At 74.2% G+C, this 22,574-nt stretch carries 14 protein-coding genes and 3 tRNA genes; 6 read left to right on the top strand and 11 right to left on the bottom strand.

The annotated features are described in order from the left end of the window. Positions 1 to 56 precede the first annotated feature (56 nt). From IE94_RS0109655 to IE94_RS0109665, 3 genes are all read left to right on the top strand, one after another. Positions 57 to 1,322, top strand: coding sequence for an NAD(P)/FAD-dependent oxidoreductase (locus IE94_RS0109655; protein ID WP_030181122.1), 1,266 nt, complete (start codon positions 57 to 59; stop codon positions 1,320 to 1,322). Positions 1,323 to 1,351: 29 nt separating this feature from the next. Continuing rightward, positions 1,352 to 3,277 (top strand): DNA primase, encoded by a 1,926-nt coding sequence (dnaG, locus tag IE94_RS0109660; RefSeq protein ID WP_030181124.1) that lies wholly within the window; start codon positions 1,352 to 1,354, stop codon positions 3,275 to 3,277. A 323-nt stretch (positions 3,278 to 3,600) separates the two neighbouring features. Beyond that, positions 3,601 to 4,791, top strand: a complete 1,191-nt coding sequence (locus IE94_RS0109665; RefSeq protein WP_030181126.1) for an RNA polymerase sigma factor — start codon at positions 3,601 to 3,603, stop codon at positions 4,789 to 4,791. Positions 4,792 to 4,802: 11 nt separating this feature from the next. Here the strand turns inward: IE94_RS0109665 and IE94_RS0109670 are convergent, their stop codons facing one another. The 4 genes from IE94_RS0109670 to IE94_RS0109685 form a co-directional block, all read right to left on the bottom strand. Continuing rightward, the gene (locus tag IE94_RS0109670) at positions 4,803 to 6,731 is read right to left on the bottom strand and encodes an ABC transporter ATP-binding protein (protein ID WP_030181127.1); all 1,929 of its coding nucleotides are present in this window, start codon (positions 6,729 to 6,731) and stop codon (positions 4,803 to 4,805) included. Further along, complete coding sequence (locus tag IE94_RS0109675) at positions 6,731 to 8,464, bottom strand: ABC transporter ATP-binding protein (RefSeq protein ID WP_030181129.1); 1,734 nt, start codon at positions 8,462 to 8,464, stop codon at positions 6,731 to 6,733. Before IE94_RS0109675 ends, IE94_RS0109670 begins: the two co-directional genes overlap by 1 nt. 146 nt (positions 8,465 to 8,610) lie before the next feature. Next, positions 8,611 to 10,059 carry a xylulokinase gene (locus tag IE94_RS0109680; protein WP_030181131.1) on the bottom strand — a complete coding sequence of 483 codons (1,449 nt, stop codon included), beginning with the start codon at positions 10,057 to 10,059 and terminating at the stop codon, positions 8,611 to 8,613. A gap of 43 nt (positions 10,060 to 10,102) precedes the next feature. Next, positions 10,103 to 10,408 carry a YtxH domain-containing protein gene (locus tag IE94_RS0109685; RefSeq protein WP_030181133.1) on the bottom strand — a complete coding sequence of 102 codons (306 nt, stop codon included), beginning with the start codon at positions 10,406 to 10,408 and terminating at the stop codon, positions 10,103 to 10,105. 149 nt (positions 10,409 to 10,557) lie between these two features. On the opposite strand from IE94_RS0109685, the gene IE94_RS0109690 reads away from it, so the two are divergent. From IE94_RS0109690 to IE94_RS0109700, 3 genes are all read left to right on the top strand, one after another. Continuing rightward, positions 10,558 to 10,630: transfer RNA gene (locus IE94_RS0109690), tRNA-Asn, on the top strand. Between the two features lie 5 nt (positions 10,631 to 10,635). Next, a tRNA-Asn gene (locus tag IE94_RS0109695) sits at positions 10,636 to 10,708 on the top strand. A gap of 199 nt (positions 10,709 to 10,907) precedes the next feature. Next, a tRNA-Ile gene (locus tag IE94_RS0109700) sits at positions 10,908 to 10,981 on the top strand. A gap of 47 nt (positions 10,982 to 11,028) precedes the next feature. Here the strand turns inward: IE94_RS0109700 and IE94_RS40315 are convergent. The 7 genes from IE94_RS40315 to IE94_RS0109735 form a co-directional block, all read right to left on the bottom strand. Continuing rightward, positions 11,029 to 11,184, bottom strand: coding sequence for a hypothetical protein (locus IE94_RS40315; RefSeq protein WP_167343949.1), 156 nt, complete (start codon positions 11,182 to 11,184; stop codon positions 11,029 to 11,031). A 68-nt stretch (positions 11,185 to 11,252) separates the two neighbouring features. Further along, positions 11,253 to 12,704 carry a sensor histidine kinase gene (locus tag IE94_RS0109710; RefSeq protein ID WP_030181134.1) on the bottom strand — a complete coding sequence of 484 codons (1,452 nt, stop codon included), beginning with the start codon at positions 12,702 to 12,704 and terminating at the stop codon, positions 11,253 to 11,255. Positions 12,705 to 12,763: 59 nt separating this feature from the next. Next, positions 12,764 to 13,825 carry a rod shape-determining protein gene (locus IE94_RS0109715; protein WP_030181136.1) on the bottom strand — a complete coding sequence of 354 codons (1,062 nt, stop codon included), beginning with the start codon at positions 13,823 to 13,825 and terminating at the stop codon, positions 12,764 to 12,766. 141 nt (positions 13,826 to 13,966) lie between these two features. Further along, positions 13,967 to 19,216 carry an SAV_2336 N-terminal domain-related protein gene (locus IE94_RS37130; protein ID WP_245235209.1) on the bottom strand — a complete coding sequence of 1,750 codons (5,250 nt, stop codon included), beginning with the start codon at positions 19,214 to 19,216 and terminating at the stop codon, positions 13,967 to 13,969. Further along, positions 19,216 to 20,241 (bottom strand): AAA family ATPase, encoded by a 1,026-nt coding sequence (locus IE94_RS0109725; RefSeq protein WP_030181141.1) that lies wholly within the window; start codon positions 20,239 to 20,241, stop codon positions 19,216 to 19,218. Before IE94_RS0109725 ends, IE94_RS37130 begins: the two co-directional genes overlap by 1 nt. Before the next feature lie 71 nt (positions 20,242 to 20,312). Continuing rightward, complete coding sequence (locus IE94_RS0109730) at positions 20,313 to 21,968, bottom strand: VMAP-C domain-containing protein (protein WP_030181144.1); 1,656 nt, start codon at positions 21,966 to 21,968, stop codon at positions 20,313 to 20,315. Further along, positions 21,965 to 22,453 (bottom strand): CU044_2847 family protein, encoded by a 489-nt coding sequence (locus IE94_RS0109735; protein WP_106977791.1) that lies wholly within the window; start codon positions 22,451 to 22,453, stop codon positions 21,965 to 21,967. The genes IE94_RS0109730 and IE94_RS0109735 overlap by 4 nt, the downstream gene beginning before the upstream one ends. Positions 22,454 to 22,574: the final 121 nt, after the last annotated feature.

The raw sequence follows: 22,574 nt of genomic DNA on the forward strand, positions 1-22,574 counted from the left end.
CCACGCCGCGTGCGGGACGCTCGCATGTGGCGGCACCCTGACGAGGAGGCAAACAAGTGGTCGACGCGGATCAGACATTCGTCATCGTCGGAGGCGGCCTGGCGGGCGCGAAGGCGGCCGAGACGCTCCGTACGGAGGGCTTCACCGGCCGGGTGATCCTCGTCTGCGACGAACGCGACCACCCCTACGAGCGCCCGCCGCTGTCCAAGGGCTACCTCCTCGGCAAGGAGGAGCGCGACAGCGTCTTCGTGCACGAGCCCGCCTGGTACGCGCGGCACGACATCGAACTGCACCTCGGCCAGACCGTCGTCGCGATCGACCGGGCCGCCAAGACCGTCCACTACGGCGACGACGGCACCCACGTCAGGTACGACAAGCTGCTCATCGCCACCGGCGCCGAGCCCCGTCGCCTCGACGTCCCCGGCACCGACCTCGCGGGCGTCCACCACCTGCGCCGCCTGGCCCACGCCGAGCGCCTCAAGGGCGTCCTGACCTCCCTCGGCCGGGACAACGGACACCTCGTGATCGCCGGCGCGGGCTGGATCGGCCTGGAGGTCGCGGCCGCGGCCCGCGCGTACGGGGCGGAGGTCACCGTCATCGAGCCCTCCCCGACCCCGCTGCACGGCGTCCTCGGTCCCGAGCTGGGCGCCGTCTTCGCCGAACTGCACGAGGCGCACGGCGTCCGCTTCCGCTTCGGGGTGAAGCTGACGGAGATCGTCGGCCAGGACGGCGTGGTGCTGGCCGCCCGTACCGACGACGGCGAGGAGCACCCCGCGCACGACGTGCTCGCCGCGATCGGCGCCGCCCCGCGCACCGCGCTCGCCCAGGCCGCAGGGCTGGAGATCGCCGACCGTGCCCACGGCGGCGGCATCGTCGTCGACGACCACCTGCGCACCTCCGACCCCGACGTCTACGCGGCCGGTGACGTCGCCTCCTTCCACCACGCCCTCTTCGACACCAGCCTGCGCGTGGAGCACTGGGCCAACGCCCTCAACGGCGGCCCGGCCGCCGCCCGCGCGATGCTCGGCAAGGGCCTCGCCCACGACCGCGTGCCCTACTTCTTCACCGACCAGTACGACCTGGGCATGGAGTACTCCGGCTGGGCGCCGGCCGGGTCCTACGACCAGGTGGTGATCCGCGGGGACGCGGCGAAGCGCGAGTTCATCGCCTTCTGGGTGAAGGAGGGCCGGGTGCTGGCCGGGATGAACGTCAACGTGTGGGACGTCACGGAGCCGATCCAGCAGCTGATCCGCTCGAAGACCCGGGTGGACACGGAGGCGCTGGCGAACCCGCACGTATCCCTCGAAAGCCTCGTCGCATAGCTGTCGGTGCTCCCCCGTAGACTTCACGCGTGGCAGGACGGATCAACGACGAGGACGTGAAGGCGGTACGGGACGCGGTCCCGATCGACGCCGTCGTCTCGGAGTACCTCCAGCTGCGCAACGCGGGGGGCGGCAATCTGAAGGGGCTGTGCCCCTTCCACGACGAGAAGTCGCCGTCCTTCCAGGTCAGTCCGAGCAAGGGGTTCTTCCACTGCTTCGGCTGCCAGGAGGGCGGCGACACCATCACGTTCGTGATGAAGATCGACCACCTCACCTTCTCGGAGGCGGTCGAGCGCCTGGCCGGCCAGGCCGGCATCACCCTGCGCTACGAGGAGGGCGGCTACAACCCCTCCCACCAGCGCGGGGAGCGCATCCGCCTGGTCGAGGCCCACAAGATCGCCGCACAGTGGTACGCGGAGCAGCTGGCGACCGGCCCCGAGGCGGAGACCGGGCGAGCCTTCCTCGCCGACCGCGGTTTCGACCAGGCCGCCGCCGAGCACTTCGGCGTCGGCTACAGCCCCCAGGGCTGGGACCACCTCACCCGCTTCCTGCGTGGCAAGGGCTTCAGCGACAAGGAGCTGCTGCTCTCCGGCCTCTCCCAGGAGGGCCGCCGCGGCCCCATCGACCGCTTCCGCGGCCGGCTGATGTGGCCCATCCGCGACATCGGCGGCGACGTCGTCGGCTTCGGCGCCCGCAAGCTGTACGAGGCGGACAACGGCCCGAAGTACCTGAACACGCCCGAGACCGCGATCTACAAGAAGTCCCAGGTCCTCTACGGCATCGACCTCGCCAAGAAGGACATCGCCAAGGCGTCCCGCGCCGTGGTCGTCGAGGGCTACACGGACGTCATGGCCTGCCACCTCGCCGGTGTCACCACGGCCATCGCCACCTGCGGCACCGCCTTCGGCGGCGACCACATCAAGATCCTGCGCCGTCTCCTGATGGACAACGGCTCGGCCCGCGTCATCTTCACCTTCGACGGCGACGCGGCCGGCCAGAAGGCGGCCCTGCGCGCCTTCGAGGACGACCAGAAGTTCGCCGCCGAGACCTACATCGCCATCGCCCCCGACGGCATGGACCCCTGCGACCTGCGCCTGGCCAAGGGCGACGACGCGGTCACCGACCTGGTCGAGCCGCGCACCCCGCTCTTCGAGTTCGCCCTGCGCCAGATCGTCTCCCGCTACGACCTGGACACCCCGGCCGGCCGCGCCTCGGCCCTCGACGAGGCCGCTCCCGTGGTCGCCCGGATCAAGAACAGCGGCGCCCAGCACGAGGTCGCCGTGCAGCTCGCCGGGATGCTCGGCATCCTCGACACCCAGTTCGTGGTCAAGCGGATCGCCCAGCTCGCCCGCTGGGCCCGCGACCGCGGCGGCAAGGGCCCCGCCCCCGACCAGCGGCAGCGCGGCGCCGGCCCGCAGCAGCAGGCCGGACCGGCCCGGGCCGTCCCCCGGGGCCCCGCCCTCAACCTCCGCAACCCGGTCTTCGCCACCGAGCGTGAGCTGCTCAAGCTCGCCCTGCAACGCCCCGAGCTGGTCTCCCCGGCCTTCGACGCGTACGGCGTCGACGAGTTCACCGCCCCGCCCTACGCCGCCGTACGCGAGGCGATCATGGAGGCGGGCGGCGCCGAGTTCGGCGTCCAGGACCCGCAGGACTACCTGGTCCGGGTCCGCGAGGCCGCCCCCGACGACACGGTCCGCGCCATGGTCACCGAACTCGCGGTCGAGGCGATCCTGCTGCACCGCGGCGTGAAGGGCGTCGACGAGGTCTACGCGGGCGCCCAGCTCGTCACGGTCCGCCGCCGCGCCGTCGAGCGCCGCATCCGCGACATCACCGGCCGCCTCACCCGCCTCTCCGGCCACGCCGGCCCCGCCGAACTGGCCGCCGTGCAGAACGAGCTGTGGGTCCTCCAGCAGTACGACCAGAACCTGCGCGAACACGGCGCCGCCGCGCTCTGAGGCCCCTCTGACGACTCGCGTCTGCCGCTCGACGCCATGCACGCACTCTCGCCGCACCGGCCCCGGACCCGAGTACGGCCAGTACGCGGGCCCTGGGGCCGACACTCCCCAGCCTCCGGCCGGGAGACCCCCAGAGCCCGCACCCGGCGCCGCGCGGCCGGCCTTCGGGCGGCGACGCGAAGGGTCGGACAGGCCCCACAGGCCGGACCCGGGGGCGCCCGCGGGCAATCCCTCGGTCACGGACCGGACGCAAAAAGTCACCGCACGCCCCTCGTGGCGGCGATGTGCCGTAGCCCACACTGGGGGCGTGCCCGAGCGCACGCGTGCGAGGCGGACAGCGGCGAGCGAGCCGGCTCCGCCCCCGACGTACCGCCGCCGGTTCCCCGCCGGCCGCGTCCCTCCTGGAGGTCGCCCCCGTGCAGACCCGGACCCTCACCCAGACCGACACCGGTACCGGCGGCGCGGAGCCGGACGCGGAGCGCGGTGTGCTCGTCGCGCTGCCCGCGCAGCCCCGTGCCGGGGCGGCCGGGGACCACTTCGGTGCCCCCGCGGACGTGCCCGAGCCGCCGGAACCGCCGCCGCCCACCCGTACCGAGTCCGGCGGACCCTCCTCCGACCTGTTCCGGCAGTACCTGCGCGAGATCGGGCGGATCCCGCTGCTGTCCGCGGCCGAGGAGGTCGACCTCGCCCGGCGCGTGGAGGCCGGGCTGTTCGCCGAGGAGAAGCTGCGGCGCACGCCCGGCCTGGACGACCGCCTCGCCCTCGACCTCGACCGGCTCGTCGTCATGGGCCGCCTCGCCAAGCGCCGCCTGATCGAGGCCAACCTGCGGCTCGTGGTGTCGGTGGCCAAGCGGTACGTCGGCCGCGGGCTGACCATGCTGGACCTGGTCCAGGAGGGCAACCCGGGCCTGATCCGGGCCGTCGAGAAGTTCGACTACGCCCGGGGCTACAAGTTCTCCACCTACGCCACCTGGTGGATCCGCCAGGCCATGTCCCGCGCCCTGGCCGACCAGGCCCGCACCATCCGCGTCCCCGTCCACGTCGTGGAGCTGATCAACCGGGTCGTCCGCGTCCAGCGCCGGATGCTCCAGGAACGCGGCTACGAGCCGACCCCGCAGGAGGTCGCCGCCCACCTGGACCTGGCCCCCGAGCGCGTCGGCGAGGTGCTGCGCCTGGCCCAGGAGCCGGTGTCCCTGTACGCGCCGGTCGGCGAGGAGGACGACGTCGCCCTCGGCGACCTCATCGAGGACGGCGACGCCGCCAGCCCCGTCGAGACGGCCGCCTTCCTGCTGCTGCGCCAGCACCTGGAGGCGGTGCTCTCCACCCTCGGTGAACGCGAACGCAAGGTCGTCCAGCTCCGCTACGGCCTGGTCGACGGCCGCCCCCGCACCCTGGAGGAGATAGGCCGCCTCTTCGGCGTCACCCGCGAACGCATCCGCCAGATCGAGTCCAAGACCCTCAACAAACTCCGCGACCACGCCTACGCGGACCAACTGAGGGGCTACCTGGACTGATCCCCAACGGCTCACCCCACCTCGGCCACCGCCTGTGCGAACTGAGCCTTGTAGAGGCGCGCGTACGCGCCCCCCGCCGCGAGCAGTTCGGAGTGCGCCCCCTGCTCCACGATCGCCCCGTCCTCCATCACCAGGATCGTGTCCGCGTCCCGGATCGTCGACAGCCGGTGCGCGATCACGAACGACGTCCTGCCGTGCGCCAGCTTCGCCATCGCCTTCTGGATCAGCACCTCCGTCCGCGTGTCCACGGACGACGTCGCCTCGTCGAGCACCAGGATCACCGGGTCGGACAGGAACGCCCGCGCGATGGTGATCAGCTGCTTCTCGCCCGCGCTCACCCCCGTGCCCTCGTCGTCGATCACCGTGTCGTAGCCCTCGGGCAGCGTCCGTACGAACCGGTCGGCGTGCGCGGCCCGCGCGGCCTCCTCGATCTCCCCGCGGGTGACCTCCCGCGCCGCCCCGTACGCGATGTTCTCCGCGATGGTGCCGCCGAACAGCCAGGTGTCCTGGAGCACCATGCCGATCCCGGCGCGCAGCTCGTCCCGGGACATCTTCGCGATGTCGACGCCGTCCAGGGTGATCCGGCCGCCGGACACCTCGTAGAACCGCATCAGCAGGTTGACCAGCGTGGTCTTGCCGGCCCCGGTCGGCCCGACGACGGCGACCGTGTGACCCGGCTCCACCTTCAGCGAGAGGTCCTCGATCAGCGGCTTGTCGGGGTCGTAGCGGAAGGACACGTGCTCCAGTTCCACCCGGCCGCGCAGATCCTCGGGCCGCACGCCCGCGATGGGGTCCGCCGACTGCTCCTCCCCGTCCAGCAGTTCGAAGATCCGCTCCGCCGAGGCCACGCCCGACTGCACCAGGTTCGCCATCGACGCGACCTGCGTCAGCGGCATCGAGAACTGCCGGGAGTACTGGATGAAGGCCTGCACGTCGCCGATCGACAGCTGGCCCGAGGCCACCCGCAGGCCGCCGACCACCGCGACCAGCACGTAGTTCAGGTTGGACACGCACATCATCAGCGGCTGCATGATCCCGCTGTTGAACTGCGCCCGGAACCCGGCCTCGTACAGCGCGTCGTTCTGCTCGGCGAACTGCCGCGCCGACTCCTCCTGCCGTCCGAACACCTTCACCAGCGCGTGCCCGGTGTACATCTCCTCGATGTGGGCGTTCAGCTGCCCCGTCGAGCGCCACTGCTGCACGAACTGCGGCTGCGACCGCTTGCCCACCCGCGTGGCCACCACGAAGGACAGCGGCACGGTCACCAGCGCGACCAGCGCCAGGATCCAGGAGACGTAGAACATCACCGCCAGCACGCCGATGATGGTGAGCAGCGAGTTGATCAGCTGGCCCAGCGACTGCTGGAGCGTCTGCCCGATGTTGTCGATGTCGTTGGTGGCGCGGCTGAGCACCTCGCCGCGTTGGCGCTTGTCGAAGTACGACAGCGGCAGCCGGGACAGCTTGGTCTGCACGTCCTCGCGCAGCCGGAACATCGTCCGGTTCACCGCGCGGTTCACCAGCCGCGTGGCCACCGCCATCAGCAGACCCGCGACGGCGAACGTCGCCAGCGCGATCAGCAGCACCTTGCCGACCGCGTCGAAGTCGATGCCCTGCCCCGGGGTGAAGTCCGTGCTGCGGAGCATGTCGGCGACCTTGCCGTCACCGCGCTCGCGCATGGATTCAAGGACCTGCTCCTTCGTGGCCCCGGACGGCATGTCCCGCCCCACGATGCCCGCGAAGACCAGGTCGGTGGCCCGGCCGAGGATCTTCGGCCCGATGACGTTGAGGCCGACGCTGACCACCACGCAGGCCAGCAGCGTGAACAGCGTCCCCCGCTCCGGCCGGAACTGGGCGAGGAGCCGCTTGCTCGACCCCTTGAAGTCCATCGAACGCTGGTCGGGGCCGCCCCCGGCCATCATGCGACCCGCAGGCCCGGCCATCAGGCAGCCTCCGCTTCCGTCAGCTGGGAGAGCACGATCTCCCGGTAGGTCTCGTTGTCCGCCATCAGTTCCTGGTGCCGGCCCACGCCGACCACCCGCCCCTCGTCCAGCACGACGATCCGGTCCGCGTCCCGGATGGTCGCCACCCGCTGCGCCACGATCACCACGGTCGCCTCGGCGGTCTCCTCGGCCAGCTCGGCCCGCAGCGCCGCGTCGGTGGCGTAGTCGAGGGCGGAGAAGGAGTCGTCGAAGAGGTAGATCTCCGGGCGCTGGACCAGCGTCCGGGCGATGGCGAGCCGCTGCCGCTGACCGCCGGACACGTTGGTGCCGCCCTGCGCGATCGGCGCGTCGAGCCCGCCCTCCAGCTCGGAGACGAAGTCCTTGGCCTGCGCCACCTTCAGTGCGTGCCACAGCTCCTCGTCGGTGGCCTCCGGATTGCCGTAGCGCAGATTGGTCGCGACGGTGCCGGCGAAGAGGTACGGCTTCTGCGGCACCAGGCTCACCACCTTGGCCAGCGTCTTCGGGTCGACGGTGCGCACGTCCACCCCGTTGACCAGGACCTCGCCGTCGGTGGCGTCGAAGAGACGGGGGACCAGGCCCAGCAGGGTCGACTTGCCGCTGCCGGTCGAGCCGATGACGGCGGTCGTCTCGCCCGGCTTCGCCACCAGAACGATGTCCTTGAGCACCGGCTCCTCGGCCCCGGGGTAGCGGAAGCCCGCCTCCCGGATCTCCAGGTGCCCGTGCCGGCGCAGCTCGGCGACCGGGGCCGCCGGCGGCACCACGCTGCTCTCGGTCCCCAGGACCTCCTGGATGCGCTCGGCGCACACCTCGGCGCGCGGCACCATCATGAACATGAAGGTGGCCATCATCACGGACATGACGATCTGCATGAGGTAGGCGAGGAACGCTGTCAGGTCGCCGATCTGCATCCCGCCGCTGTCGATGCGGTGGGCGCCGAACCAGACCACCGCGATCGACGACAGGTTCACCACGGTCATGACGACCGGGAACATCAGCGCGAGCAGGTTGCCGGTGCCGAGGGCCACCTCGGTCAGCTCGGTGTTGGCCTTCTTGAAGCGCTGCTGCTCGTGGTCGTCGCGCACGAAGGCGCGGATGACGCGGTTGCCGGTGATCTGCTCGCGCAGCACCCGGTTCACCGTGTCCAGCCGCACCTGCATGGCCCGGAACAGCGGGCGCAGCTTCCGCACGATCAGCGTGACGCAGATCGCCAGCACCGGCACGACCCCGAGCAGCACCCCGGACAGCGGCACGTCCAGGCCGAGTGCCAGCACGATGCCGCCCACGCACATGATCGGCGCCGACACCATCAGGGTGAACGTCAGCAGGGCCAGCATCTGGACCTGCTGCACGTCGTTGGTGGTCCGCGTGATCAGCGAGGGCGCGCCGAAGTGACCCACCTCGCGTGCCGAGAAGGACTGCACCCGGTCGAAGACGGCACCGCGCACGTCCCGGCCGAGGGCGGCGGCGGTGCGCGCCCCGTAGTAGACGGCACCGATGTTGCAGACCACCTGGGCCAGCGAGATGCCGATCATCAGGGCGCCGTAGCTCAGGATGTAGCCCGAGTCCCCCTTCACGACACCGTCGTCGATGATGCCCGCGTTCAGCGTCGGCAGGTAGAGGGAGGCACAGGTCTGCAGGAACTGCAGCGCCACCAGCAGGGTGAGGGGTTTCTTGTAGGGCCTGAGATAGGTCCGCAGTAGTCGTATGAGCACACTGAGTCTCTCGGAGTCGGCGACAGGGGCCGCGGTTGGTTGCCCCTGGCCCCTATCGTCGAACACTCCACCCGCGTTACCTCAACCGATTAACCCAGGAGCGCGGCACATTCCGGCCTACGAGCGGCAGATCGCCGACCCGCGCGTCACAGGGCCCCCGGGTGGGTCTGCTCGCGCACCGAGACGAACTGCTGGCGCACGGCCTGCCCCACCGGCAGCTCCTCGCCCGGTTCGAGCACCTGCGCCACCGCGCCCTGCCAGACCGGGGGAGTGCGCGGGTCGAGCGTGCCCCGGGAGACGCCCAGCGCCCAGGCGGCCTGGCGGGCCGAGCCGATCGCCGCGTAGTCCGCCGGCTGCGGCACCACGACCTGCGTCCCGAACAGCGCGGGCGCCGCCGCCTGTACGGCCGGCAGCTCGGCCGCCGCGCCGAGCAGGAACACCCGCCGCACCTCCACTCCCCGCCCCCGCAGCACGTCCAGGGCATCGGCGAGACCGCACAGCATCCCCTCGAACGCCGCCCGCGCCAGGTGCTCCGGCCGCATCGACTCGCGCCTGAGACCGGCCAGGGTGCCCGCGGTGTGCGGCAGGTTCGGCGTGCGCTCGCCCTCCAGATAGGGGAGCAGCACCAGCCCGTGCGCTCCGGGCGTCGACTTCATCGCCAGCTCGGACAGGCTCTCCAGGTCCGGCAGACCGAGCAGTTCGGCGGTGCCGCGCAGGGCCCGCACCGCGTTCAGGGTGGTGACGACCGGCAGGTGCATGCCGGTGGCGTCGGCGAGCGCGGTGATCATTCCGGACTGGTCGACGAGCGGCTCGGTGTGCACGGCCATCACGGACCCGGAGGCGCCCAGCGACACCACCGCGTCGCCGAGCCCGATCCCGAGTCCGAAGGCGGCGGCCTGGGTCTCGCCGGTCCCCGCGGAGATCAGCAGTCCCTCCGGCGTGGTGCCGGCCGCCTCGGCCGGGCCGATCACCTCCGGCAGCATCGCCTGGTGCCCGAGCGCCAGCTCGACCAGATCCGGCCGGTAACCGCCGGTCGCCGCCGACCAGTACCCGGTGCCCGAGGCCCCGCCCCGGTCGGTGGTCCGCCGGACCGGCCGCCCGAGCAACTGCCACACCAGCCAGTCGTGGGCCTGGAGCAGTACGGCGGTGCGCGCGGCGGCCTCCGGCTCGCTCCGCGCCAGCCAGCGCAGCTTCGTCACGGGCTGCCCGGCCTGCGGCACCGAGCCCACGGCCTGCGCCCAGGCCTCGCGCCCGCCGAGCGCGTCGATCAGGTCGGCCGCCGCGACCTGGGAGCGCTTGTCGCCGCCGACCATGGCCGGGCGCACGGTGTTGCCCTGCGCGTCCAGCGGCACGACCGAGTTGGCCTGCGCCGACACGCCGATGGCCTGCACGCCCTCCAGGAGCCCGCCGCCGGCCGCCTCCCCGAGGGACAGCAGCCAGGCCTGCGGATCGACGTCCGCGGGCCGGCCCCCGCCCTCGGGGCTTTCCAACGGGTGCGGCGCGTAACCCTGGCGCAGCACGGCACCCGTGTCCGCATCACAGACGACGATACGAGTGAAATCGGGCGAACTGTCCAACCCGGCGACTATCCCCATACCCGAAATTCTGCCGCACCGGCCGAGGTGCCCGTACCGGGCCTCAGGTGTTGCTGGTGCCCCAGTCGTCGGGACCGCTGCCGTTGCTGCCGCGTCCGCGCAGCGAGCGGACCCGGTGGGCCACCGAGTCGGGCATCCGGTCGCCGACCTTGTCGCTCACCACGTGGTACGCCTTGTCGGCGAAGTGCTTGCCCTGCTGGGCCGCGGACTCCGCGGTGTTGCGCACGGCCGGGTTCTGCGCGACCTGCTGCGCGGACTTCCGCAACTGCTCGTAACGCTCCCGCCCGGCCTTCGTGCCGAGCACGTAACCCACCGCTAGTCCGACGACGAATGTGAGCCGGTAACGCATGGCGGCCACCCTTCCCTTCACTGGCTCCGGGGTGCTGGCGAGTACCGATTGGCGGAGCACCCCCCTGCTTGCGCTAATGTATGTGTCGCAGCGAGCGCGCGCCCCCTGGCGAATACCCAGGCCGAGGCGTTCGATGCGATACGAGACCTTCCTCGGTAGCTCAATTGGCAGAGCAGCCGGCTGTTAACCGGCAGGTTACTGGTTCGAGTCCAGTCCGGGGAGCTCGGTCCTCCGTAGCTCAATTGGCAGAGCAGCCGGCTGTTAACCGGCAGGTTACTGGTTCGAGTCCAGTCGGGGGAGCAGCGTGATCGAGGACCCTTCGGGGTCCTTTTTCATGTGCCCCCTCACGGGTTCTCACGTCCCGGGAACCGCGCGGCACGCTGCGGAGTCTTCAAGGTCATGAAGGCAGCCGTGGAAGCCGACCATCCGAGGCAGGAGATCGTATGAGCGGCTATGCTGCGGCAGACGGCGCGCACACATGTACGCGACACGCCGCTATGGGGCGGTAGCTCAGCCGGTTAGAGCAGCGGACTCATAATCCGTCGGCCGTGGGTTCGAGTCCCACCCGCCCCACTCCGCGTCACCTCTGCAGAAACCTTCTGGCCCGCGGTGGCGCCGCGTCACCCGGATTCCGGTTCCTTCCCCGCGGGCTCGGCTTCGTCCTCGCGTTCGCCCTCGGCCTGGGAGGGAGTGGTGTGCGGCACGTCCGGGGTGTCCGGTTCGTCGTCGCGTTCGCCCTCGGCCTGGGACGGGGTCGGCTCGCTCGGCTCGCTCATCGTGGTACCTCCTCCTGCCGGGCGGGTTCACCGGCCGGGTACCCCGCCCCGCGGGCCGGCACCCTCCGCTAGAGCGGCGCCCACCACGTGACCGTCGTCCCCCGTGCCCCGACCCCGCCGTCCCCGTCACGCCCGTCGTGCCCCTCGCGCTCGCCGTCGTCGACGACCCGCAGGCGTACCCCGTCCCGGCCCCGGGGCGAGGGGGCGGGCGTCTCGACGGTGACCTCGACGCGGGAGACGCCCGGGCGCGCGGACGCGTCGGCCAGGGCGTCGCGGAGGGCGGTCAGGAGGCGGTCGGCGACCGGGTCGGGCACCCGGGTGTCGACGGCGCCCCTGAACTGCGTGGACGGTGCGACACCGAGCCGGGCGGCGGCGGTCGCGGTCTCGCGCAGGACCCGGCCGCGCAGGCCCGTCGGAGGGCCCGCCGGGGGCTGCTGGAGGGTGAGGATCGCCGTGCGGACCTCACCGACCGTGGAGCGCAGCTCGTCCACCGCACGGCCGAGGATGTCGCGGACGTCGTCGGCGCCCGGCCGGCGCCGGGTGGACTCCAGCATCATGCCGGTGGCGAACAGCCGCTGCACCACCAGGTCGTGCAGGTCACGGGCGATGCGGTCGCGGTCCTCGTAGACCGCCAGCCGCTCCCTGCCGCGCCGGGCGTCGGCCAGGACGAGGGCGAGCGCCGCCTGCGAGGCGAACTGCGTCGCGAGCAGCCGTTCCAGGTCCGTGTACGGGAGTCCACCGCGCCGGCGGGGCAGGGCGAGGGTGCCGATCAGCCGGCCGCCCGCCCGCAGGGGCAGCATCATGCTCGGCCCGAACCGGTGCCGCACGTGGGTCGTCATACGGGGATCGGTCGCCGAGTCGTCGATGAACACCGGCTCCCCGCCCAGCAGTTGCTCCAGCACGGGGCTGCCCGGCGTGATGGTCGCGCCGACCATGCCGTCCGGGTCGTCGGGGGAGGAGGCGGCCACGATCTCCATGCCGCCCTCGGCCGTCGGGTGCAGGATGACGCCCGCGGAGGCGCCGGCCAGCAGCCGGGCCCGCTCGGCCACCGTGGTCAGCGCGTCGTCGGCGCCCTCCTCGGTGAGCAGCGCGGTGGTGACGGCCGCCGCGCCCTCGATCCAGCGCTCGCGCTGCCGGGCCGTCTCGTACAGCCGGGCGTTGCCGATCGAGACGGCGGCCTGCGTGGCCAGGATCCGCAGCAGCTGCTCGTCCTCGACGGTGAACGGGGCGGCGCCGGGCCGCCCGGCCAGCCGCAGCTCGCCGAACTCCTCCTCCCCCACGTGGATCGGCACCCGCAGCACGGGTGCCGTCCGGGGTACGGGTTCCGGGCCCGGGGTGCGGATCTCGGCGGGACCGCCCTCGCCCGGGTCGGCGACGACCAGGACCGCGCGGTCGGCGCCGGTCAGTCCGGCGGCGCCGTCCACGACCTGCCGCAGGACGTCGTGCAGGTCGAGGGCGGTGCCGACACCCAGGAGGGCTTCGAGGAGACGGGTCAGTCGGGGCGCGGGCTGCGCGGTCATGCGTCCGGCTTCCTCGGCTTCCTCGGCTTGCTCGGCCTTTTCTTTCGGTCCCTCGGCCGTCAGTCGGCGTCGGAGCCGGCGGTCGTCGGGTGCAGGACGAGCGGCTCGACCCGGCCCTCCAGCATGCTGCCGAGGCCCTGGACCGCGCACACGTCGGGCCGTTCCGCGATGTGCACCGGCATCCCGGTGGCCTGGCGCAGCATCTGGTCGAAGCCCGGCAGCAGGGCGCTCCCGCCGACCATCATGATCCCGCGGTCGGCGAGGTCGGCGACCAGGTCCGGCGGGCAGTCCCGCAACACCTTGCCGATGCCGTCGAGCACGGCCGTCAGCGGCGTCTGGATGGCGTTGCGCACCGTGGCGGTGTCGACCCGCACACTGCGGGCCAGCCCGGTCGCCACGTCCCGGCCGTGGATCTCGGTGGACGCCGGTCCCTGCGGGGTCAGCCCGTTGCCGGACAGGGCGAGCTGCAACGGGCGCACGGACTGGCTGGGCAGCACCAGCTCGTGCTGGTGGCGCAGCAGCTGCACGATCGCGTGGTCCACGGCCTCGCCGCCCACCGGGATGCGCTCGGCGGTGACGATCGAGCCGAGGGAGAGCACCGCGACCTGCGTGGCGTGCGCGCCGCACACCATGATCATGGTCGCCTCGGGCTGCTCCACCGGCAGTCCGCAGCCGACCGCCGCCGCGATGAGCGTGTCCACGAGCTCCACCCGGCGCGCCCCGAGCCCGACCAGCGTCTCGATCGCCGCGCGCTGGGACAGCGGATCCGCGTCGTGCGGGGTGCAGACGGCGGCCCGCAGCCGGGGCTTGCGGCGCAGGGTGCGGCGGATCCGGTCGCCGAGCAGGTGGCGCAGCATGCGCTGGGCCATCTCGATGTCGACCACCGTGCCGCCGGAGACGGGCCGTACGACGCGGATGTAGCCCGGGGTACGGCCGGTCATCTTCTCCGCGAACTCGCCGACCGCGATGAGCGCGCCCGTGCGGGTGTTGACCGCCGCGGCGGACGGCTGGTCGACGACGAGCCCGGCCCCCTTCACATAGACGCGGGTCCGCGCCGCGCCCAGGTCGACGGCGAAGTGGCAGCGGCGCAGCGCCTCCAGACTGGCGGTACTGGCGGTCATGGCGAATCCTCCCGAGAGCGCGGACCGTGCGGGGCCGCCCGGTGGACGGCCTCCTAGCACCGATCGTGCGCGGCGGCGCGGCCGGGCGCCCGTTGGAGGGGGCCGGGCGGGGGGCCGCTGAACGGGGGGCGCGCGGAGCGTTCAGCGGTCCTCGGCGGCCGTGAGCAGCGGACGCAGGTCCGGTACGAGCAGCACCCGGTCGTCCGCCGCGGTCAGCTCCCGCCGGGTCTCCTCGTCGGGCCCGTGGCCGACGAAGGGCAGACCGATCGCGCGGGCGGCGGACTGCCCGGCGACGGAGGAGCCGATCAGCACGCAGTCTCCGGCGGGGGCGTCGAGCCGGTCCAGCGCCCGGAGCAGGACGTCCGGGTCGGGCATGAGGCGGGTGAGGTCGGCGCCCCTGCCGTGCACGTCACCCGGCAGGGCGGGCAGCAGACCGCGTCGTCTCAGGTACCCGGTGACCGGTTCGGGAGCCCGGTCGGTCACCACCGCGGTGGGCACACCGCGGGTGTGCAGCGCCCGGACCAGCCGGTCGGCCAGGGGCGTCGGCTGCGCGGTGCGGGCCGCCCGCGCCTCGTGCCGGTCGAGCCGGACCCGCACGGCGGGAGCGAGCCGGTGGCCGGCGAGGGCGCGGACGAAGTCCAGGGTGCCGGCGTATCCGCCCGCGGTGACCCGGGGCAGCGGAACTCCCGCCAGGGCCTCATCGGGGTCGCGCTCCTCGACGAAGAGCCGCGCGATGTCCAGCAGCACCTCCCGCTCCGCCGCGGGCCGGTACAGCCGGGCCAGCACGTCGTCGAAGCAGAGCAGGACGCAGCGGGCGCCGGTGATCAGGTCCGCGGGGGAGCGCGCCGTGCGGCGGAGGGCGAGCGGGGACGTGTCGCCCGTCCGGTGGACGTGCCAGGTGACCACGTAACCGGGTACGCGGAACCGCTCGAAGGAGCCGTCCCGTCGCTCCCGGACGGCGGCGAGCGGCTTCCGGAGGTGCTCGGCGACCACCTCGCGCAGGTCGGTCGCGCGGTGGCGCACCGCCTCGACGGGGTCCTCGACCCGCCATGTGACGTCGACGCCCGCGAACGGAGTGGCGAGCCGGTGATCGGTCAGGTCGACCTCGAAGTAGCGCCACGCCGCGCGGGAGGCCGCGGGGGCCGAGCGGGCCCGTTCGGCGTCCGGCGGCGCCAGGGTGCCGTCGGGCAGCCGCAGGACGACGGCCCGGGAGGCGTCGCCCGGCACGGGGAGCCGCCCGTCGGACGGCAGGGGGAAGGGGCCGCTCACCGCCCCGGCGTCCGACGCCGCCGCCGGCGGGGGCACGGCACCGTCGATCAGCCGGTACCAGCCGGTGTCGTCGGGCAGGGGCCGGAAGAGGTCCGGCGGGAAGGCGGGCCCGTCCTGGTCCTCCTCGCACACCTCGTCGTAGTAGAGGGAGTCCGAGAGGGCGACGACCGCCTGCGCGGGCGAGGCGTCCAGGACCGCCCCGACCGATGTCCCGGCGGCCCGGAAGGTCTCCTCCCCGGCACCGTCCAGCCGGAACTCCACCTGCCAGAACTCCGCGCGCAGCCGACGGCCGCCCAGGTGCGGCAGCAGCCGGGGCAGACCGGCCACGGTCGCCCTCAGCAGCGGGGCGGCCTCGACGCGCGGTGCCATCAGCACCAGCAGGCCGCCGTCGTCGTCCAGGAGCTGGTAGGAGGCGCCGTCCATGCCGCTGTCTGTCAGCAGGCCCGCGACCAGGCCGTGCAGGGCCGCGAGGGCACCGGAGTCCACCGGGTGTCCCGTGCTTCTCGGGTTCCCCGGGCCCTCCGGGCCTCCCGGGCCTCCCGGGCCTCCCGGGCCTCCCGGGCCTCCCGGGCCTCCCGGGCCTCCCGGGCCTCCCGGGCCCTCCGGCTCGTCGGTGAAGGCGTAGCGGGCGCAGGCGCGGAAGCCGGTGTCCAGGTCGTCCTCCGGGCCGTCCTCCCCGTCGTCCTCGGGGGCGCGGGTTCCCCCGTCGCCCGGGTCGGGGCGCGGCTCCTCGTCCCGTTCGGGTTCCGGTCGCAGTCCCTCCTCCCTCTCCTCCCGCTCCGCCCCGTCCGCCGGGGCCCGTGCCGTGTCGTGTTCCGCGTCGTCCGCCGGCAGCGGCGTCCACAGGTCGTCCTCCGTGGGGAAGGGGCCCTCCGGCAGCTCGTCCGGCGCGGACACGACGGATCCGGTGCCGTCCGGGTCGTAGGGGCGCTCCTCGTACTCCGACCACGGCGCGTCCTCCGCCGGTACGGCGTGCTCCTCGCGCAGCTCCCGGCCCAGGGCGGCCAGGGCCGGGCTGCGCCCGCCGGACAGCTCGTACTCCTCGTACACCTCCAGCGCCTCCTCGCCCCGGCCCTGGCGGCGCAGGGCGATCAGGTACAGGCGGCGGAAGTCCTCCCGGTGCGGGTGGGACCGCAGCAGGCCGGCCAGTTCCGTGGCGGCGCGGTCGTACTCGCCGAGCGTCAGGTCGAGTTCGGCGCGCTTGGTGTGCAGGGCCAGCCGCAGCCGCAGCAGGCGGGTGCGGGCGGTGCGGGCCGCGGGGCCGGGCACGTCCGCCAGGGGCTCGGCCCCGCCCCACAGCGCCAGCGCCTCGGTGACCAGGGCGTGGGCCTCGGCGGGCGCGTCGCGCAGACCGGCGGCGTCGGCGCGCCGCACCAACTCGTCGCAGCGCACCAGGTCCAGGTCGTCGGCGCTGGTGTGCAGGGCGTAACCGTGCGCCGACTTCGCGAGGACGCCCGGGCCCAGGACGTCCGCCAGCCGCGTCGCCAGCCGGGTCACCTCGCCCCGCGGGTTGCGGGGCTCGTCGCCCGGGTCCCACAGCCCCCACCGCAGCTCCTCGTGCGTCACCGTGCGGCCGTGCTTGAGCAGCAGCATCGCGAGCAGCGCGCGCACCTCGGGGTCGGGACGGGTCGCGCCGTCCGGGAGGCCGACCCGCAACGGGCCCAGGGCGCGGTAGCGGCGCGGCCGGTACGCCTCCTTCGCCCGGGTGAGCAGGTGCGGGTCCGCGAGCAGTTCGAGACCGCGGGCCTGGGCCGCCGACGAGGTCGACATCAGCTGGTCGAGGGCGTGCGCGTAGTGGATGCGCAGCGCGGGCGGCAGCCGGTCCAGGCGGCGGGAGTCGATCGGGACGGCCGGGCGCGCGGCCCCCGACGTCAGGCGCAGCAGCACGTCGCACAGGGCGCGCAGGTCCGCGGAGCGTCTCCCCGGCCCCGAGGCCAGCCGCGGCTCGAACAGGCTCAGCCGGACCGTGCCGTCCGGCAGGAGGACCACGCCGGACGCCTCCAGGCCCCCGTGCGCGAGGCCCGCCCGGTGCAGTGCGGTGAGCGCCCGGGCCAGCTGCGCGCCCACCGACACCGTCAGCGGCACCGGCAGCCGCCGGTCGTCGGTCCGGGTGAGGGCGCCCAGCGCTATGCCGTCGAGGTGCTCCATCACGACGTACGGGACGTCGTCCTCGATGCCCGCGTCGAGCACGGTCACCAGGTTGGGGTGGGAGAGCCCCGTCAGCCGGCCCGCGTTGCGCAGGAACGCCTGGCGCGAGGCCGGGTCGGTGTCCGCGTCGTGCAGCCGGATCGCCACCGTACGGTGCGCCGACGAGGGGTCCGGCGCCGTCCGGTCCGGTCCGGTGTCCTCCGCCAGCCAGATGCTCCCGGACGGGGTGAGCCGGCGCGTCGGCCGGTAGCGGGCGCCCAGGGCGCGCGGGAAGGGCGACGCGACGGCGGGCCGCTCGCGCACCGTCAGCTGCCGGGCGCTCTTCTCGCTGATCGACGCGAACGACTCGCTCGCGTCGGCCCGCTCGGTGCCCTCCCGGGAGGGCACCAGCGCCCGGAACTCGCCCGGCGAGCGGCCCGCCCGCTCGTCGATCAGGCCGCCGGTGCGCAGCAGCAGTTCATGGGTGCGGTCGCGGGCGGTGCGCGGCAGCCCGCGCAGGAGCAGCGCGCGCACGCCGGGACGGAAGGCGTAGGAGCCGGGCGGCCCGGGGACCGCGGTGAGCAGTCCGCCGAGGATGACCTCGGCCAGGTGCTGGGGCCGCGGGTCCGGCTCGACCGCGGCCTGCACCAGCCGCATCACCGGCAGATCGGGGCGTCCGAGCGCGAGATGGCCGGCCAGCCGGTAGGCCTGCGGGGAGGCGCTGGCGCGGAAGCGCAGGACCAGCTCCTCGGCGGACAGCCGCGCGAGGTCGGTGCGGTCGTCGGCGTCGGCGGGCAACGGGCGGTGCAGCGCGGCGGCCGCCCCCGGGTACGGGGTCCCGCCCGGACTCGCCACCAGCGCGGCCCAGTTGGCCAGCCACTCGGGCCCCGGCTCCAGCACCGGGAGGTACGCCGCGCCCTCGGGAGCCCGGGGCGCCGCGTCGTCGTACGGCGTGAAGGCGAGCGAGGCGCTGGGGGCGGCCCGGTGCGGGGCGGACAGCCGGCCCGGGACCGGCGGCAGGGCGGTGTCCCGCCACAACTGCTCGGGCAGCGGCTGGAGCACGGCCAGCGGTGAGCGGCGCGCCCAGCGGCGCAGCGCGCCGAACCACCGGGTGCCGGCCGGGCCCTCGCGCCACTGGGGTCCCATGCAGTCGCTGATCAGCAGCATGACCGTACGGCCGTCGGCGGGGATCTGGGCCCCGTCGCCACCGACCGTGCCGTCGGCCTCGGCGCGGTGCAGGGTGACGGTGCGGAAGACGCCCGACTGGGCGAGCGCGGCGTGCAGTTCGCGGACCAGGGGCTGCCAGACGGGCATCGTGGGGCCCACGTCGTGCACCAGGTGCAGACGCAGCCACCGCTCCCGTACGGGGCGCAGCACGGGCAGCCACCACTCGGGTGCGGCGCCCAGACGCGCGATGCGGTCGGCGGTGGCGGTTTCGTCCACCTCGTGGCCGACGGGCGCGGCGCTGCGGCGCTTGAGGGGACGCAGGGAACGTTGCAGCGCCAGCGGGTGACGGAGCATCGGCGGTGCGGGCGCGAGCAGGGCGCTGTGCGGCTGGGCCGTCGAGGTGCCCGGGGGCGGGGCCGGGGACGGCAGGCGCAGAGGGGTGCGGGAGCCGGGGGAGGGAGCGGGCCCGGGCGGCCCGTCGTCCCAGGGCCGTTGCCCCGGCGCCTGCTCCCGCTGCCGGTCCGCGTCCCGGTCCCCGTCCCCGCGCGGGCCCCGCGCGTGCTCGTGCCGTCGCCCCTCGCGCTCCCCGTCCTGCTCCGGGTGCTCGTCCGGGTCGGCTCCGGGGGCCGGGGGCGGCTGCCCGGCCCGCGTTCCGGACGCCGGGCCGTCGCGCTGGTCCGCCGCGGGCTCCATCTGCCCGGCCAGCCAGAGGAGTTCGGCCAGCTCCAGCGGGGTCGGGCGGGCACCCGTGGCCGCCGCCCGGCCGAGGAGGTCGGCGAGGCGGGGCAGGGGCGGGGGGTCCGGTGCGCCGGGGAGTTCGGTGGACATCAGAAGGTGTCGGGCCCCGCGGACCGGCCGAGGTACGGCATCAGCCGCTCGGCCAGCTCGTCCAGGGAATCGGCGCCCAGACCGGAGGAACGGGCCAGGTAGATGGCGTTGAGCAGCTGGTCCGTGGCCAGTTCCCCGCTGCCCACCCGGGACAGGAACCGGTGGATCAGTTGGCGCGCGTACCCGTCGGGCTCGCCCAGGTGGGCGCGGACGATCTCGGCGAGGTGGTCGTCGTCGGGCTGGCGCAGCCGCAGCGAGACGCAGCGGCGCAGGAAGGCGGGCGGGAACTCGCGCTCGCCGTTGCTGGTGAGGACGACGAAGGGGAAGGCCTTGCAGCGGACCCGGCCGCGCTCCACCGGCACCCGCTGGTCGGCGCCGTCGATCAGGACCTCGGCGTGGGGGCCGGGGGCCTCCCGGGAGGCCCGGACGAGCTCGGGGATCTCGTACTGGCCCTCCTCCAGGACGTGCAGCAGGTCGTTCGGCAGGTCGAGGTCGCTCTTGTCGATCTCGTCGATGAGCAGGGCGCGCGGTCGGGCGTAGGGCAGCAGGGCGGTGCCGAGCGGGCCCAGGCGCAGGTGGTCCTCGACGCCGGTGGCGGCGGCCGGGGTGTCGGACGGCTGGGCGGTGTGGCGGGCCGCGTACAGGCGGGAGAGCGGGTCGTAGGTGTAGAGGCCGTCGCCCAGGGTGCTGCGGCTGGTGATGTTCCACCTGAGGACCGGGCCGAGCCGCAGCTCACGGGCGACCGCGTAGGCGAGGGACGACTTCCCGGTGCCGGGCGGCCCGGTGACCAGCAGCGGACGCCGCAGGTACAGGGCCGCGTTGACCAGTTGCACCGTGTCCTCGGTGGCCTGGTAGGTCGCGGCCCGGTGGGTGCGGTCGGGCGAGGCGGCCGCCGTGTCGCCGTCCGCGTCCGGCGGATCGAGCACGGGGCCGCCGTCGAAGTCCCGCCAGGGCGGGGGCGGGGGCAGCCGGGTGATGCCGTCGTGGGGGTCGGGCGCGCCGGTGTAGACGGGCCACAGGGGCATGGGTTCTTCTCTCCGGGCGGTCGGTGCGGCGGACGTTTCATCTCGGTTCGTCGGGGGCGCGGCGCGGCGGTTCAGCCGACCGGGGAGTGGAGCAGGGCGGGCGGCTCGGCGAAGCAGCGGGGGTCGTCCCACAGGAGCTGGACGTCCCGCGCCCAGTGCTCGTCCGGGGCGTCCGACGCGTCCGCCGTCTCGCGCAACTTCATTACCAGGCGCGGGAGTTCGGCCGGCGGCACGCCCGTCACGGACGCCGCCAGCTCGTCGAGGAACGCCGTGCCGGCGCAACGGCCGTCGGGTCCCTCGTCGCCGGGGCAGTCCCGGCGCGGCCACAGCAGCACGGGGACCGGGAGAGTGAGGCCGACCTCGAAGTACTCCGGCGCGGCCGAGGGCGGGGTGGCGAAACCGGCCAGCTCCGCGTCCTCCCGCAGCCGTTTGCGCAGTCCGGCCGGCCGCTCGCGGGTGTCGCAGTCCACGCGGTGCAGCGTGCCGCCCGGGCCGGAGCCGAGCCTGCGCCACCTCTTGCGCAGCTGGTGGCGCAGGCGCCCGCTGCGGTGGCGGTACCGGTCGGTCACCACCAGCGGGTAGGCGCAGCCCAGCGGCGTGGAGTCGTCCTGACCGCACTCCCAGTGCGCCACCGGTTCGTTCAGCCACTCGCGCGGGAGCACGAAGGTGAGCAGTTCGTCGGCGCCGGGATCGAGCTGGGCGCACGCCTCGTCGATGCGTTCCTGGACGAAGGAGCGCACCGCGCCGCGGGCCAGCCGGCGCGAGCCCACCGGGCGGCGCTGCCCGTCCCGGTAGGCGGACACCTCGACGGTGACCTGGTCGGCGCCGGCCCCGCTGTGGTCGATCTCCACGACGATGGGCGACCAGGTCGCGGGGCGCGGCGGCGGGGCGTGCAGCCGCTCGGTCAGCCGGTCGGCGAACCGGGCCACGGCCGCCGGGTCCGGCACCTCCCACTGCACGTACGCGGCGGCCTGGCGCAGCGAGGCGAAACCGCCCTGCGGCAGCGGCGGGTCGAAGTCGTCCATGGCGGAGACGTACAGCCGGTTCGGGTCGCAGTCCAGGCCCGCCTCCTCGGCCCGGCGCACCAGCGCGTACAGCCGCCTGCGGGCGTCCGCCCGGTGACCGGGGGTGGGCACCAGCTCGCCCAGCTCCGGCCAGTAGCGCGCCATGACCTCGACGGGCAGCATCCTGCCGACCCGCACGTCCCGTGCACCGGCGACGGCGGAGACCATGCCGACGACCGTGCCGTCGGCCAGCGTCAGCGCCGCGCCGCTGAACCCGGCGGCCAGCGGCTGCCCGTGCCCCGTGAGCGCCTCCAACTGGACCCACTCGCCGGAGATGAGCGGTCCCGGCAGGGCGCGGTAGGAGGCGAGCATGCCCTCGTCGTACCCCTTGGGGAAGCCGTAGGCGATCAGCTCGGGGACGGGGGCGGTCCGCTCCGTGCCGGGCCGGGCGAAGACGGCCGGGGTGAGCGGCACCTCCCGGTCCAGCTCCAGTACGGCCAGGTCCCCGAGGTCGGCGGCGCCCTCCCGCCAGCCGCCGTGCACGGCGACCGTGCCGGACAGCTCGCCCAGCTCCCGGCGCCCCGGGAAGGTCACCGTCACCGGCGCGCGGTCGGCCCACCGGACGACATGGGCGCAGGTGAGCAACCGGCGGGCGGAGACGAGGAATCCGGCGCCGACCTCCTTGCCGCACTCGACGCGGGCGTGCCACGCGGCACCGCTCATGACAGCGCGGCGGCGTCCGGGGCCCCGGGACGCGCCGGGGACGGAGGGGTCTCGGAAGGCGTCGGGGACGGCTGCGGCTCGGGGCGCGTCGCGGACGGCCGCGGCTCGGGGCGGAACGGGGAGGGCTGCGGCGACCAGCTCAGTCTCACCACCAGATGGCCCTCGGCCGAGCCCTTCGCGATGACCGCGCCGGCCTCGGCGCTCAGCTTGACCCCGAACTCCAGCTCCACCGCGTCGGGTCTGAGCGAGCCGTCCCGGAAGACCCGCAGTGCGGACGAGGCCGCCGCCCGCACACCGTCCAGCGAGTCCTCGAAGGTGCGGGCCGCGCGGGCCGGGCCGTCGCCGCGCGAGACCAGCCGGGCGCCGTCCTCGTCCTCGACGCCCTCGGCGACCACCCGCACGCCGTCCTCGGTCCTGAACTCGACCAACCCGTCCATGACGCCGCTCGCTCCCCGTGTGCCGTACGTGTCCGTGCGCAGCACCATTGTGACGGACGGTACTCGGCCGTGTCCGTCCCGCGCCGCCGCTCCGTTCGGCCCCTGGCGGAAACCCGCCAGGGCGACTAACCGCCGCCCCTGGTCAACTTCCTTGCCCCGCAGGCCCCCT

The organism is Streptomyces violaceorubidus, from assembly GCF_000717995.1.
Taxonomy (GTDB): Bacteria; Actinomycetota; Actinomycetes; order Streptomycetales; family Streptomycetaceae; genus Streptomyces; species Streptomyces violaceorubidus.

Excerpts from the sequence above, each read along its gene's own strand:
- IE94_RS0109735 (WP_106977791.1), bottom strand. The coding sequence starts at position 22,453 with ATGGTGCTGCGCACGGACACGTACGGCACACGGGGAGCGAGCGGCGTC.
- IE94_RS0109680 (WP_030181131.1), bottom strand. The coding sequence starts at position 10,059 with ATGGGGATAGTCGCCGGGTTGGACAGTTCGCCCGATTTCACTCGTATC.
- IE94_RS0109725 (WP_030181141.1), bottom strand. The coding sequence starts at position 20,241 with ATGCCCCTGTGGCCCGTCTACACCGGCGCGCCCGACCCCCACGACGGC.
- IE94_RS0109730 (WP_030181144.1), bottom strand. The coding sequence starts at position 21,968 with ATGAGCGGTGCCGCGTGGCACGCCCGCGTCGAGTGCGGCAAGGAGGTC.
- IE94_RS0109670 (WP_030181127.1), bottom strand. The coding sequence starts at position 6,731 with ATGGCCGGGCCTGCGGGTCGCATGATGGCCGGGGGCGGCCCCGACCAG.
- IE94_RS37130 (WP_245235209.1), bottom strand. The coding sequence starts at position 19,216 with ATGTCCACCGAACTCCCCGGCGCACCGGACCCCCCGCCCCTGCCCCGC.
- IE94_RS40315 (WP_167343949.1), bottom strand. The coding sequence starts at position 11,184 with ATGAGCGAGCCGAGCGAGCCGACCCCGTCCCAGGCCGAGGGCGAACGC.
- IE94_RS0109710 (WP_030181134.1), bottom strand. The coding sequence starts at position 12,704 with ATGACCGCGCAGCCCGCGCCCCGACTGACCCGTCTCCTCGAAGCCCTC.
- IE94_RS0109685 (WP_030181133.1), bottom strand. The coding sequence starts at position 10,408 with ATGCGTTACCGGCTCACATTCGTCGTCGGACTAGCGGTGGGTTACGTG.
- IE94_RS0109715 (WP_030181136.1), bottom strand. The coding sequence starts at position 13,825 with ATGACCGCCAGTACCGCCAGTCTGGAGGCGCTGCGCCGCTGCCACTTC.